General features: G+C 70.0%; 11 protein-coding genes and 2 pseudogenes. 9 read left to right on the forward strand and 4 right to left on the reverse strand.

The annotated features are described in order from the left end of the window. Positions 1–22: 22 nt before the first annotated feature. The 3 genes from ODJ79_RS31815 (at position 23) to ODJ79_RS31825 (ending at position 1494) form a co-directional block, all read left to right on the forward strand. Entirely contained in the window at positions 23–787 is a 765-nt protein-coding gene (locus tag ODJ79_RS31815) for a class I SAM-dependent methyltransferase (protein ID WP_263027318.1), read from the forward strand. A 154-nt stretch (positions 788–941) separates the two neighbouring features. Next, positions 942–1094, forward strand: a complete 153-nt coding sequence (locus ODJ79_RS31820) for a hypothetical protein (RefSeq protein WP_263027319.1) — start codon at positions 942–944, stop codon at positions 1092–1094. Beyond that, positions 1078–1494: a hypothetical protein gene (locus ODJ79_RS31825; protein WP_263027320.1), complete on the forward strand. Its 417-nt coding sequence runs from the start codon at positions 1078–1080 to the stop codon at positions 1492–1494. The genes ODJ79_RS31820 and ODJ79_RS31825 overlap by 17 nt, the downstream gene beginning before the upstream one ends. Before the next feature lie 215 nt (positions 1495–1709). On the opposite strand, the gene ODJ79_RS31830 is transcribed toward ODJ79_RS31825, so the two are convergent. Together ODJ79_RS31830 and ODJ79_RS31835 are read right to left on the reverse strand one after the other, a co-directional pair. After that, complete coding sequence (locus tag ODJ79_RS31830; protein WP_263027321.1) at positions 1710–3467, reverse strand: DUF1996 domain-containing protein; 1758 nt, start codon at positions 3465–3467, stop codon at positions 1710–1712. 459 nt (positions 3468–3926) lie between these two features. Continuing rightward, a pseudogene (locus tag ODJ79_RS31835) lies at positions 3927–4244 on the reverse strand (ABC transporter permease); the annotation flags it as partial. 258 nt (positions 4245–4502) lie between these two features. Between ODJ79_RS31835 and ODJ79_RS31840 the strand changes: the two are divergent. Continuing rightward, a pseudogene (locus ODJ79_RS31840) lies at positions 4503–4904 on the forward strand (response regulator transcription factor); the annotation flags it as partial. A gap of 304 nt (positions 4905–5208) precedes the next feature. Here ODJ79_RS31840 and ODJ79_RS31845 read toward each other — a convergent pair. Together ODJ79_RS31845 and ODJ79_RS31850 are read right to left on the reverse strand one after the other, a co-directional pair. Then, positions 5209–5898, reverse strand: coding sequence for a hypothetical protein (locus tag ODJ79_RS31845; RefSeq protein ID WP_263027322.1), 690 nt, complete (start codon positions 5896–5898; stop codon positions 5209–5211). Between the two features lie 211 nt (positions 5899–6109). Beyond that, positions 6110–6481 carry a hypothetical protein gene (locus ODJ79_RS31850; protein WP_263027323.1) on the reverse strand — a complete coding sequence of 124 codons (372 nt, stop codon included), beginning with the start codon at positions 6479–6481 and terminating at the stop codon, positions 6110–6112. 266 nt (positions 6482–6747) lie between these two features. Here ODJ79_RS31850 and ODJ79_RS31855 point away from each other — a divergent pair, with 266 nt between their 5' ends. From ODJ79_RS31855 to ODJ79_RS31875, 5 genes are all read left to right on the forward strand, one after another. Beyond that, positions 6748–8637: an MFS transporter gene (locus ODJ79_RS31855; protein ID WP_263027324.1), complete on the forward strand. Its 1890-nt coding sequence runs from the start codon at positions 6748–6750 to the stop codon at positions 8635–8637. Between the two features lie 112 nt (positions 8638–8749). Further along, entirely contained in the window at positions 8750–10156 is a 1407-nt protein-coding gene (locus tag ODJ79_RS31860) for an amino acid permease (RefSeq protein WP_263027325.1), read from the forward strand. Positions 10157–10286: 130 nt separating this feature from the next. Then, a complete protein-coding gene (locus ODJ79_RS31865; RefSeq protein WP_263027326.1) occupies positions 10287–11195 on the forward strand; it encodes an acyl-CoA dehydrogenase in 909 nt (302 codons plus the stop codon). Then, the gene (locus tag ODJ79_RS31870; protein WP_263027327.1) at positions 11189–11908 is read left to right on the forward strand and encodes a PIG-L deacetylase family protein; all 720 of its coding nucleotides are present in this window, start codon (positions 11189–11191) and stop codon (positions 11906–11908) included. The genes ODJ79_RS31865 and ODJ79_RS31870 overlap by 7 nt, the downstream gene beginning before the upstream one ends. Further along, positions 11905–12921, forward strand: a complete 1017-nt coding sequence (locus ODJ79_RS31875) for an SAM-dependent methyltransferase (RefSeq protein ID WP_263027328.1) — start codon at positions 11905–11907, stop codon at positions 12919–12921. The genes ODJ79_RS31870 and ODJ79_RS31875 overlap by 4 nt, the downstream gene beginning before the upstream one ends. The last annotated feature ends 57 nt before the right edge of the window (positions 12922–12978 follow it).

Here is a 12978-nt window from a genome sequence, read left to right on the forward strand (position 1 = left end):
CGGTCATGGCTAACCTGTGGACGTGAGCTTCGAGGTTCGCGCAGAGGCGTACGGGCGGTTCATGGGTCGGTACTCCGAGCCGTTGGCGGGACGGTTCGCAACCTTCGCCGGTGTCGTACCGGGTCGGCGGGCGCTGGACGTCGGTTGCGGGACCGGTGCGTTGACCTCCGAGCTGGTCGAACGGATGGGGGCTGAAGCGGTGTCGGCGATCGATCCGTCGGACGCCTTTGTCGCAGCGACCCGCATCCGTTTTCCCGGGGTTGATGTTCGGCGTGCCTCGGCGGAGCGGCTGCCCTTCTCCGAAGAGGTTTTCGACTTCACCCTGGCTCAGCTGGTCGTGCACTTCATGCAGGACCCCGTGGCGGGTCTACACGACATGGCACGGGTCACCCGTCCCGGCGGTGTGGTCGCGGCATGTGTGTGGGACCACGCCGGCGGCCGTGGTCCACTGACTGTGTTCTGGCATGCCGTCCTAGATCTCGATCCGCACGCACACGACGAGTCGCAGCTGGCCGGCGCCCGGGAAGGCCACCTCACCGAGTTGTTCGTCGCGGCCGGGCTGCGAGACATCGAGTCAACCATGCTGACGGTCCAGACCCGCTTCCGGACCTTCGAGGAATGGTGGGAGCCGTTCACCCTCGGAGTCGGCCCGGCCGGTGACTACGTCCGAGGGCTCGACACGGAGCGACGCCTTGAGTTACGCGACCGATGTGCGTCGCTGCTTCCCCAGCAGGGGCCAGTAGACGTCACCGCATCGGCGTGGGCAACGATCGGCCGTACGCCGTAGGCTCTCGCAGATCGCCGGTCGAGGGCGAGCAGGCCCTCTCGTCGGCATGCGGTCTCGAGCAGGAATCTGAGCAGTCCGGTCGCCTCCTCGCGGACCACGCGGAAGACCTCGGCGACCTGCTGGTCGGTGAGCGCGGTGCGCCGGCTCGCACTGCTTGAGCGGAAACTTGGACATGGACGTCTACGACTACACCTTCGCCGCGGTGGACCTGCCGAACTGGGCGCACCAGATCGGCCTGTCGCCCTGGTCGGGATGGGGGGCGGCGGTCAACTTCCACAGTCACCGGAACGATGACCGCGGCCGGTGACTGCGTCACGTTGGGCGTCCCGGACTTCCCGGTGCAGTCGATGTCGCCGGTGAATGACATCATGCGGACCGGAACCGCTGGAGCGGAGACCACCGCGACGGCGCTTGGCGCCGGCATCGAGTTCGAAGACCCGGCGCATCATCGCCGCAGCCGTGCTGCTTCTGGTGCAGCGCCGGCCCGGGCGGAGGCACGCCGATACCGGGAAGGGTTGGCGGGCCGCCTGGTCGCGTTAAGCACCGCCCTGGCCGGTGCGGCCGCCGGCCCGGTTCCCGGGCAACGGCTCACCGTGCTGATCGACGCCGCCTACACGAACGCGGCCCACCTCGGCCCGGACGGCCTGGCGGCGGCCGGTTTGAGGCTGGCTCGTCAGTTGGTCACCGACGCGGAGCAGGCACGGTGAGCGCCGGCTACGGCGGCAGCGGGCCGGGGCCAGGTGATGTGGCGTATCACGCGCCGTCGTGGTGTGCGTGCGGGAACCGGGCACGGGTTGCGACCGGGGACACAGTCGTAGACCGCATGACCCGCGCCCTTCACGAATCCGCTTTCGTCGGCGATTGGCGCCCCTGCCGTCGCCTCCCACCGGCGGGCGGAAGGAGGCTACGGCGGCGCCCGCTCTCAGCGGCAGGCTTTTCCGTTGTTGAGGCAGGCGGCGATGTGCTGCATGGTCCGTTCCGAGTTGACGTTGATGAAGTCGTTGTGGTCGGAGAACGGGTTGTGGTTTTCCTCGGGGAACGAGTCGAGGGCGTACTGGCCCTTGGTCTGCACGTCGTGGGGGATGCGGTAGGAGATGGTGATGCGTAGCTGGGGGATGGCGACGAAGCCGGCGGGGCAGGCGCCGGTGGTCTTGTCGGCGAACGCGACGTGGCTGCGGTGGTTGGCACTGTCGAGGTTGGTGCCGTCCCAGCACCCGGGGAAGTCCTGAATCCGTTGGACCAGGCTGCCGGGCGGGCAGATCGGGTATTTGTCGGACAGCCGGTCGGCGAAGCCGGAGCAGGTCCAGGTGGCGCGGGCGTTGGCCGGCCCGCGGCTGGTGGGTTTGGCGTCGCCGGTGAGCTCGCGCAGGAACTTGGGCATGGGCGTGACCTTGCTGGTCGGGTTTCCGCGGTACTCGATGAGGACCGCGGCCGGGCGGACGATGCCCCCGGTGTTGTTGGGCAGCTCCAGATTGGGGCCTTGTGGGTCGGGCAGCGCGGCGGCGCTGGTGGGTGCGTTACTGGGTGAGGCGGGTGTGCTGCCGGTCTGGCCGGTGGGTGGTTGGGTCAGCGAGCACTCGGCGAGGGCGTCGAGGCCTTGCGGGCGGGTGCCTTGCCGGCCGATGGAGGTGGCGATGCGGTCCAGCACGGCGATGCGCTTGGCGCGTAGCGGCCCGAGTATGGCGTTGTCGATGAAGTCGGGGCCGCCCTGGCCACGGGTGGTGACGAGCCGTTCGTCGGCCTCGGAGATCTGCCGGTCGAGTTCGTCGAGGTTGCGGTTCACCTCGGCGACGGCCTGGGTGGGTACGCCGGGCAGCTTGTCACGGACGGTGGGGCATTGGATCTGCGGGGTGGCGGCCTCGGCGGCCGCGATGCTGTTCGCGTGGTCGGCGCCGTGCATGGCGGCGTGCAGGCCGTCGTAGCTGAGGTCGCAGTCGACCAGGGATACCATGCCGGCGGCCCGGCCGTCGGTCGCTGTGCTGATGGTCTTGATCAGGGCGGCGCGGCGTTCGCGGAGCCAGTCGAGGATCTGATTGTTGCGCGCCGGGTCGATGCCGGCGGTTATCCGCTGGTTGGCGGTGGCCTCGAGACGGTCGAGGTCGGCCAGGCGACGGTCGACGGTGCTCTTCACCGCGGCGGGGATGGCGGGCAGCCGGTCGCGTACCGCGGGGCAGGCGATGGTGGGCTGGGTCTGGGCGAGGGCCTGCTGGATCCGGTTGTCGCTGCGGACGCTCTTGTCGATGCGCACGACGGGCCAGAAGTACGAGGATTTGTCGCCGTTGCGGCAGGTGGTGCCGGACGCGACGAGGTCGGCGTCGGATGAGTTGGCGGTGATCGCCAGGTTGCCGACGAAGTCGTGAACGTGTTCGGCGCCGTTCTTGATGCCCGGCTGCGCTACCGGGTTGTCCGGGCTGAACTTGCCGTTGCCGTTGGTGCCGCAGTCGACGGTGAACCGTCCGGTCGACGCGCCGGCGACCGGCTTCGGGTTGCGCACGTTCGATCGAACGTTCTGGATCGAGACGAATTGGTCGAGGCTGGTGGCGGCGTCCGCCGCGCCCTTGCCGCCGCTGGACACGAACACAACGACGAGGCCGCCGGTGGCCACGAGCACCGCCGCCGCCATCGCGAGCCGGACCGGCCGGGACCCGGCCGGCGCGAGACGGTTCTTTCTGCTTCTCATGCGGTGATCTCCTCAGTTCCCGATCAGAGGCCGGCTCCGGTGATGTGCCGACGCCACCGGATACGGGCGGCCGAGTGCGGGACGGTCAACCGGCGACGGGTACGTCATCGGTCGGTAAGAACTGCGCCCGGCGGCCGCCATCGACGTGGAGCCGATCGACGGAGGAGCGGCCTGCCGGGTGACATTCAGTCATCAAGGGCTCGGGCGGGGCCGAAGTCGCGGTAGCACAAGGCGCTTCCTGCGGAGGCAGACAGTCGATTTGACGGTGGTGGGTCCACCGCTCGGCTCGGTCACGCCGTCCGGCGTTCGATCCGGGTGAGGGCGACGCCGATGAGCTCGCCGCATACCTGACGGCGACCGGCCTGATCGTGGTCTGCGGCCTGGCCCCTTCGCCCTGGAACCGTCCGCCGGTGAACCGGAAGGCGTCGTTGAACCGCTCGCGAACGCCGTGGAGCTGGATCAGCCGGAGCTCAACGCCAGCGCTTCAGTAGGTGTGAGGCGGGCCGCCCGGATCGCCGGGTACAGGCCGGCCATCCCGCCGATCAGCAGGGTGGCGCCGACCGCGCCGCCGCTGGCCCAGACGGGCACGACGGCGGGCCATTCCTGGTAGGCGGAGTATCCGGCCGTCACCGCGATGCCGAGCAGCACCCCACCGATCCCGCCGAGCGTGGCGAGCGGGAGCGACTCGACCAGGAACTGCAGGCGGATCTGGCCGCGGGTGGCGCCGAGCGAGCGTCGCAGTCCGATCTCGGCCTTGCGTTCGAGCACGGAGATCACTGGCCGCCGGGTGGGGGGCCGGGCTGCCGCCGGCCGATGCCACCCCCTTGTGCTCGGCCGGCTTGCCGCACGCGACCACCACCAGCGCGAGCGGCAGCATGGCGACCGCCAAACCGAGCCTTACCGTCTTCGTCATCGTTGTCTCCCCTGGGTCGCAGTCGGGCCAGTGCAGCAGGGGAGAGGCAACGGTGCTGTCACCGTGGCTGTAACGGCGGTGTAGTGCGCGGGTCGCAAGACTGCGGGGGCGGGAGGTGCCAGGTGCGGGTGTTGCTGATCGAGGACGAGACGGTGCTGGCCGAGCAGATCGCGGACGGCCTGCGGGACCAGGGCATGGCGGTCGACCTGGCGGCCGACGGCGTCGACGGGCTGCACAAGGCCGGCGCCAACCGGTACGACGTGGTCATCCTCGATCGGCACCTGCCGCTCGTGCACGGCGACCAGGTGTGCACGGCGCTCGCCACGGGGGACAACGACGCGCGGATCCTGATGCTCACCGCAGCCGGGGAGGCCGCCGACCGAGTGGCCGGGCTGACCCTCGGCGCCGACGACTACCTGCCCAAACCGTTCGTCTTCGACGAGCTGGTGCTGCGGGTCCGCGCCCTGGCCCGGCGGGCACACAATGCGCCCCGGTTGCTGCGGCGCGCCGGGCTGAGCTTCGACCGGCCGGAGCCCGTTCGACCGGACTGGGCCTGGCAATCGTCCGGTCGATCGTGCGCGCCCACGCCGGGACGGTCGCCGCCGCCCCGAACGACGACGGTAGCCTGACCGTAACCGTGACGCTGCCGGCGCCGACCTGACGCAGGATGCAGGGGCAGCGGGGCGGACATCCGGACCAGTCTCCGGGCTACGAGAGCGGCGGCCGCCGGCCGAATCGGAGGGTTCCGGCCAAAGGCAATCGTTCCGCGAACGGCTTGCGAGGACACGGCCAGACCTGCCACGGCCGGGATGACACGACGGGGGCTGGTCAGCTGAGGCTGCCGACGCCTTTCGCGATCACGACCACCGAGATCACGAGTGCGGAGGTGGACTCGATACCCATCAGGATCTTCGCGCGGGTCGACAGGGGCATGGTGTCGGTGGGGCTGAACGCCGAGGAGTTGCTCAACGACACGTACAGATAGTCGACGATGGCCGGCACCCAGTCGCTGATCTTGCTGGAGCCGGCCTGCACCTCGTCGATGGTGTCGTGGTCCTCGTCCTGCGGGAACCGGAAGTCCGCGCGAGGGAGTTGATGGCGGGGCAGGTGGGTACGAACGACCGGTCCGCCGCGGTCGAGTTCCCAGAACGCCAGCCCGTAGACGATCACGTTGGTCAACCAGACCTGGCCGGCGGCGATGAGCAGTTCGACGGCACGGTCGTTGCCGGTCGAGACCAGTTGGCGCAGCAGCAGGACAAGCGCGGCCGCGTTGGTCACGGCGATCAGCCCGGCCAGGCTGAGGGCGGCCACCCGTTCCCACCGGTTGTCACGGGTCATCCGGCGTGGGTTCACCGCGATCAGAGCGCCCAGCAGCACCGCCTCCAGCGCCGGGATGGCCAGGCGCGGCCCGAGGATCAGCTGCTCGGGCAGGAGCGCGTACAGCGCGATCGCCGCGACGACCACCAAAGCGGAGGGCAGTCGTGCCTCGCCGCGCCGTGCTTTGCTTGCCGATGTCACCGCGACAGCATGCCGCCGGTCGCTGAGGTGATCAACTCGGCAGCCCTCGACACGCCCGCACGTCCCGGGCAGCCGCCAGTGCCCGGCTTCGCCGAACGCAACACGCCGGTCAGGCCGCCCTTATCGGAGGCACCCTGCGTATAGCTTGATTTAAGTATTAGGGGTGTGCGCCGATGCCGCTACGGCCCCTTGATGGCCGGGCCGGGCCTGATCACTGAACCGATTCAGTCTCCTCCTTGCTGTGCCAGTAGCACTGGGCGGACGAATGCCGGCCGGGATGTCCGTCAAATAGCGTGCAATCCTTGTCGTCCCGGCTGGTGGTGTCCAGCGACCGATGCACCGGGCACCAGGTGTACGGGTTGATCTCGGAAGCGCTGAGCGTCCATTGGACCCACCAAGTCGTCGCCTCCACTTGCTGGCCGAGCGCGGCGTGTGAACCCTCATGACCCCGTTCGAGCTCGCAGCTGAGCTCTGACTGGACGCTCGGCGCCGCCGCGGGGAGCCTGTCGAAAAAGGCCAGTTGGGCGGCATCGAGCGTGATACGGGCCGGACAGGTCAGCAGTTCCCCGGAATCTATCGACATGCCGCCATGTTGCCCGGTCCGGCCGTCACCTACACCGTCACTGAACCGGTTTTTCGATATGTCGGTTCCGGCAATCGCCGAGCACGATGTCCTTGATCAGTTGTCCGTATCTGTCGATCAGGAACACGTGCCCGCCGCCCTTGCCCGGGGCGCGGTCGTACCCGCCGAGGGGCGACGGACAATCTCGTCCGTGCTGGAACGCGCCTGACCCGCGCTCAGCGGACGACGGTCACGGCGCACTTCGCGTACGCGGCGAAGGGGTCGCCATGACCACCACGACATCCCCGCTCGCCGCTGACCCCGGCCAGGTGGAACGCAAGCCGCTGATGTCCGGCGGCGCGATCCTGATGATGAACCTCGGGTTCTTCGGGGTGCAGTTCAGCTTCGGCCTCACCCAGTCGGCCGTGAACCCGCTGTTCCTGCTGATCGGGGCCACCCCCGACCAGCTCCCGATCCTCAATCTGGCCGGCCCGGTCACCGGCCTGATCATCCAGCCGCTGATCGGCGCGATCAGCGACCGCACCTGGAGTCCGCGCTGGGGCCGCCGGCGGCCGTTCGTGACCGCGGGCGCGATCCTCTGCGCGATCATCCTGTTCGCGTTCCCATTCGTCGGCGTCCTCTGGCTCGGCGTGATCTGCTTCTGGCTGCTCGACGCCGGCAACAACACCTCGATGGAGCCGTACCGGGCGTTCATCTCCGACCGGCTGCCCAAGTCACAGCTCGCCCGCGGCTTCCTGACCCAGAGCATGTTCACCGGGGCGGGCGCGGTGCTGGCCAACATCTCGCTCTTCCTGCTGCAGAAGGTCTCGGCGCTGGAGAAGACGGCGGGCAACGGCGTCCCGTACTGGAGGTATGTCTGCTTCATGATCGGCACGGTCTGCATCCTGCTGACGGTGCTCACCGCGATGGCGCGCACCAAGGAGCGCACGCCGTCCGACGAGGAACTCGCCGAGATGCGGGCGCAGCCGAAGACCGTCGGCAACTTCGTCCGCGACATCGCCGACGCGGTCCGGACCATGCCGGTGGCCATGCACAAGATCGGTGTGGTCTTCCTCTTCCAGTGGTACGCGATGTTCATCTACTGGCAGTTCCTGGCGGTCAGCCTCGGCGAGACCGTCTTCCACGCGAACCCGGAGCAGGGCGGCCCGGCCTGGGACCAGGCGATCGCGTGGAGTGGCCTGATGAACGGCACCTACAACTTCGTCACGATGATCTCGGCGCTGTTCCTGGTCGGCTTCGCCCGCCGGATCGGGGCCAAACGGGTGCACGCCATCGCGCTCGGCCTGGCCGCCGTGGCGCTGATCTGGCTGGCCCACATCAGCAACCAGTACGTAGCGCTGGTTTCGATGATCGGGCTGGGCATCTTCTGGGCGAGCGCGGTCGGCATCCCGTACCTGATGGTGGCCAGCATGGTCCCGGCCAAGCGGACCGGTGTCTACATGGGCATCCTGAACATGATGATCGTCGTGCCGATGCTGATCGAGACGGTCACGTTCGGCTGGATCTTCAAGCACTTCCTCAGCGGCAAGGGCTCGAACGCCATCCTGGTGGCCGGCGCGCTGATGGCGATCGGCGCCGTCGCGATGCTTTGGGTCAACCCGCCCGACGAGGCCGACGAGTCGCCGATCGTGCCGCTCGGCGCGAAGCGCAGCATCAGCGTGTACGACCGGGTCGTGGTCGGTTCCGACGGCACCCCCACCAGCCTGTACGCCGTGGACCGCGCCGCCGAGGTAGCGCAGGCCGCCCAGGCCAAGCTGGTCGTGGTCACCGCCTACCGGGACGCCGGCGACGTTCCGGCCGAGCCCGTCTCCGGCGCCCACCGGGAGATCTTCGGCGCGCCGGCCGCCCGCCACGCCCTCGAAAAGTCGGTCACCGGGCTGACCCGGGAGCGGGCCCGGTACATCGAGCAGCGCCTGGTGGCCGGCGACCCGGCGCAGGCACTGCTGGACACCGTCGGCGCCAACCCGGCCAACCTCATCGTCGTGGGTAACCGCGGACTGGGTGCCAGCGAGGGACAGATGCTGGGCTCGGTGCCGGCCGGCGTCGTACGCAATGCGGTTTGTGATGTTCTGGTGGTGCAGACGTCCGCTTTGGACGAGGAGCGCCTGTTCGCGGCGGCCGAAACGGCGGAGAGCCCACCCGCCGAGACGACCTAGGTTGCCCGCGGGCCGCCAAGGTGATGTCGGGCATGCTGACGCGCACCGGTTCTACCGATGATTGATCGATTGGCGCCGTGGTTCGCGGTGGAGTAGATCGATAGTCATGAACATGCGGTCGGAGCTTTTCCGGCGTAAGCCGGTCGAGGACATCACGGACGAGGGCGGCTCGGGCCTCCAGCGGTCGCTGGGTCTGTTCCAGCTGACCGCGATCGGCGTCGGCGGCATCATCGGCGCCGGCATCTTCGCGCTCGCCGGGGCGGTCGCCAACAAGACGGCCGGTCCCGCCGTCGTCATCTCGTTCCTGATAGCGGGGGTGGCCTCCGCTTGCGCGGCCCTGTCGTACGCCGAGTTCGCCGGCCTGATCCCCCGGGCCGGCTCGGCCTATACGTACGGCTACGCGGTGCTCGGCGAGGTCGTCGGCTGGTTCATCGGGTGGGATCTGCTCCTCGAGTACACCGCAATCGTTTCGGTGGTGGCCATCGGCATCTCCGGTTACTTCTCGTTCCTGCTCGACGACCTCGGCGCGCACCTGCCGAGCTGGATGCTGGGCGCCCCCGGCACCGGCGAGGGGCACGTGGTCGACCTGTTCGCGGTCGCGTTGTGCCTGCTCATCGCGTACCTGTTGAATCGAGGCATTCGCACCGCGGCCCGGACCGAGACGGTGGTGGTCGCCATCAAGGTGGTGGTCGTGCTGGTGGTGATCGTGGTGGGCGCGTTCTACATCGACACCGCCAACTACACGCCGTTCTTCCCGTTCGGCGTCGGTGGCGCGATCACCGGCGCGGCCACGGTGTTCTTCGCCGTCTTCGGCTACGACGCGATGAGCACCGCTGCCGAGGAGTCGCGCGACGCCCGGCGGCACATGCCCAAGGCGATCATCTACTCGCTGGTCATCTCGATGATTCTGTACGTGCTGGCCTGCCTGGTGCTCACCGGCATGCAGAACTACACCGAGATCGATCCGGAGAGCGGCTTCTCGTCCGCGTTCGCCGCCGTCGGGTTGTCCGGCCTTGCCGACGTCATCGCGGTCGGCGCGATCATCGGCATCCTCACCGTGATGTTCACGTTCATGCTCGGCGTGACCCGGGTCTGGTACTCGATGAGCCGCGACGGCCTGCTGCCATCCTGGTTCTCCCGGCTGCACCCGACCCGGCAGGTGCCGTCCCGGGTGACCTGGATCGCCGGCGTGGCCTCCGCGATCATCGCCGGCTTCCTGCCGATCGAGGAGGCCGCCGAGCTTACCAACATCGGCATCCTGCTCGCCTTCGTCGTTGTCTGCATCGCCGTCATCGTGCTCCGCTACCGCCGCCCCGACCTGCCTCGCGCGTTCCGGCTGCCGGCCATGCCGGTGGTCCCGGCGATCGGCGTGATCTTCTCGCTCTGGCTGATCACGTTTCTCTCCCCGATTACCTGGCTTCGCTTTGCCGTCTGGTTCGTGATCGGCATTTTCGTGTACGGGTTCTACGGCCGCCGCCACTCGGCCCTGGCCGGAGAGCGCGGATCCCCAGGTCGCTGACCCGGCGCGACCCCGCTGGACCGCTGGCTTCAGCGTGCCCCCAAGTCGTCCGTTCGGCCGTGTGGCCGGTCGTAGGCGCTGGTGGGCCACGGTTGATCGGCGGCTCGCCGGGTATTGGGCAGCTGTGCTGGTGATCGACCTTCCCGACCTGCCGCTGCCTGGAAACGGCGCCACCGCCGAACGGCTGCGCGGGCTCGCGGCGCTGGGTCGTGCCGACCTTGTCGCGTGCCGCCTCGCGGAGGGACATGCGGACGCGGTCGCGATCCGCGCCGAGCTCGGCGATCTCGGCCGGAATGACGCAGCTGCCGAGCGCTGGGGAGTCTGGGCGGCGGCCCCATCGTCCGTCACTGCCGAGCGCGCCGGGGCCGGCTGGCAGCTTACCGGCGACCGGCCCTGGTGCTCCGGCGCGGAGTGGTGCACCCACGCCCTGGTCACCGCATCCGCCGAGGACGGGATCCGATTGTTCGCCGTACGCAACGCGCCGCCGTCCGCGCGGCCGATCGAGGGCACCTGGCCGGCGATCGGCATGGCCGGCAGCGACAGCCGCACGGTCCGCTTCACCGACGCGCCCGCCCGGCCGGTCGGCGGTCCTGGCGCGTACGTGGATCGGCCCGGATTCTGGCACGGCGGCGTCGGCGTCGCCGCATGCTGGTTCGGCGGCGCGCTGGGCGTCGCCGACACGCTGTTCACCGCGGCTCGCCGCAAAGATCTCGGCGCGCACGCCCTCGCCCATCTCGGTGCGGTCGAGGTGGCCCTGGGCGCGGCGCGGGCGGTGCTGGCGGAGGCGGCGGCACGCATCGACGCCGATCCGAAAGCCGACGCGGACCGCCTTGCCCTGCGGGTACGGGCCACCGTCGAGCAGGCGGCGACGGAGGTCATCGACCGGGTCGGCCGGGCGCTGGGCGCCGGTCCGCTGTGCCGGAACCCCGAGCATGCTCGGCGAGTCAGCGATTTGACCGTCTACTTGCGGCAGAGCCACGCCGAGGGTGACCTCGAGCAGCTCGGCCGGCTGGTCGTGCAGGAGGATCTGCCATGGTGAGGCCGATCGTCGGCGACGGGACCCGCGAACGGGACTGGCAGGCGTGGCGGGCGATGGCGCAGTGGCCGTCGCTCCCGCTCGACCCGCCGAGCCCGCCGCTGGTGGTGGCGCCGCATCCGGACGATGAGATCCTCGGTGTCGCCGGGCTGATGGCGATGCTGGGCGAGGTCGACCTGGTCGCCGTGACCGACGGGGAGGCCTCTCATCCGGGCTCGATCATCCATACCCCGGACGAACTGGCCGCGATCCGGCGCGCCGAGACCGGCGAGGCCATGCGCCGGCTCGGGCTCGACACGACCATCTATCGGCTCGGCCACCCCGACGGCGGCATCGACGAGGACACCCTCGCCGGTCAACTGGCCGGATTGCTCGCGCCCGGCCGCTGGTGCCTGGCCACCTGGCGGGGCGACGGCCATCCCGACCACGAGGCAGTCGGGCGGGCCGCGGCGGCGGCCTGCGCCGAGACAGGAGCGCGGCTGTTCGAGTATCCGATCTGGGCGTGGCACTGGGCCCGTCCCGATGATCCGGACGTGCCGTGGCGGCAGGCCCGTCGGGTAGACCTGACGCCGCGCGCGCAAGCGGCCAAGGCGGCGGCGATAGGCGCTTTCCCGAGCCAGACCGCGCCGCTCGGGCCGGCCGAGGCCGACGCCGCGATCCTGCCGCCGCACGTGCTCGCCCGCTTCGCTCGCCCGTTCGAGGTGATCTTCGAGTGACCACGCCGTTGAGCTACTTCGAGCGGCTCTACGCCGGCAGCCGCGACCCGTGGAGCTTCGAGACTCGCTGGTACGAAGCGCGCAAACACGCGCTCACGCTGGAGGCCCTGCCGGCTCGCCACTACCGCTCGGGCTTCGAGCCGGGCTGTTCCACCGGCATGCTCACCACCCGGCTGGCCGCCCGCTGCGACCGCCTGCTGGCGGTGGACGCGGTCGAGGCCGCCGCACGCACCGCGGCTCGACGGGTCGCCGATCGGCCGCAGGTCAGCGTCCGGGCCGGGCGCATGCCGCAGGACTGGCCGGACGAGAACTTCGACCTGATCGTCCTGTCCGAGCTTGGCTACTACTTCGACGACACCGATCTGGCACTGCTGCTGGACCGGGTGGCCGGCTCGCTACCGCGGAGCCTGGCCGCGCTGCGGATCGCCGCGACGCTGGTCACCCCCGTACCGGTGCGGCTGATCGTCGTCGCGGACGCCTGCACCGACGACACCGCGCTGCTCGCTGACGCCGGCGGCGCGGAGGTGGTCAGGGTGAACGAGCGCAACGTCGGCCGCGCCCGCCGGGCCGGAATGGCGCATGCCCTGAATCGGGGTCCGCAGTGGATGTGGTTGGCCACCACCGACGCCGACAGCGAGGTGCCAGCGGAATGGCTGCGCTGGCAGCTACGGCACGCGAACGCCGGCACCGACCTGCTGGCCGGAACCGTCGAGGTCGACGACTGGTCCGGCTGGCCGCCCGCACTGCCCGGCCGTTACGAGTCTCGCTACCGCCGGCGACCCGGTCACATCCACGGCGCGAACCTCGGCGTCAGCGCTGCGGCGTACCTCGCGACCGGCGGCTTCCCTGGTCTGGTCTGCGACGAGGACCAGACGCTCGTCGCCCGGGCGATCGCAGCGGGCCGGCGGGTGGTCCTCGACGACAGCTGCCCGGTGCGCACGAGCGCCCGCCCCGACGGCCGCGCGCCACGCGGGTTTGCCGCCCATCTGCGAGCGCTGGCCACCGAATGCTGATTGCGGCGCCGGCCCGGGTGGTGAGGCGAGACCTCGGCGTACGCGATTCCGGGCCGC

This window comes from Actinoplanes sp. KI2 (assembly GCF_025630775.1).
In the GTDB taxonomy this organism is placed as follows: domain Bacteria; phylum Actinomycetota; class Actinomycetes; order Mycobacteriales; family Micromonosporaceae; genus Actinoplanes.

What these genes read in the sequence shown, in the direction of transcription:
- ODJ79_RS31870 (WP_263027327.1), top strand. Translation starts at nt 11,189, where the DNA reads ATGGTGAGGCCGATCGTCGGCGACGGGACCCGCGAACGGGACTGGCAG.
- ODJ79_RS31850 (WP_263027323.1), bottom strand. Translation starts at nt 6,481, where the DNA reads ATGTCGATAGATTCCGGGGAACTGCTGACCTGTCCGGCCCGTATCACG.
- ODJ79_RS31825 (WP_263027320.1), top strand. Translation starts at nt 1,078, where the DNA reads ATGACCGCGGCCGGTGACTGCGTCACGTTGGGCGTCCCGGACTTCCCG.
- ODJ79_RS31855 (WP_263027324.1), top strand. Translation starts at nt 6,748, where the DNA reads ATGACCACCACGACATCCCCGCTCGCCGCTGACCCCGGCCAGGTGGAA.
- ODJ79_RS31860 (WP_263027325.1), top strand. Translation starts at nt 8,750, where the DNA reads ATGCGGTCGGAGCTTTTCCGGCGTAAGCCGGTCGAGGACATCACGGAC.
- ODJ79_RS31830 (WP_263027321.1), bottom strand. Translation starts at nt 3,467, where the DNA reads ATGAGAAGCAGAAAGAACCGTCTCGCGCCGGCCGGGTCCCGGCCGGTC.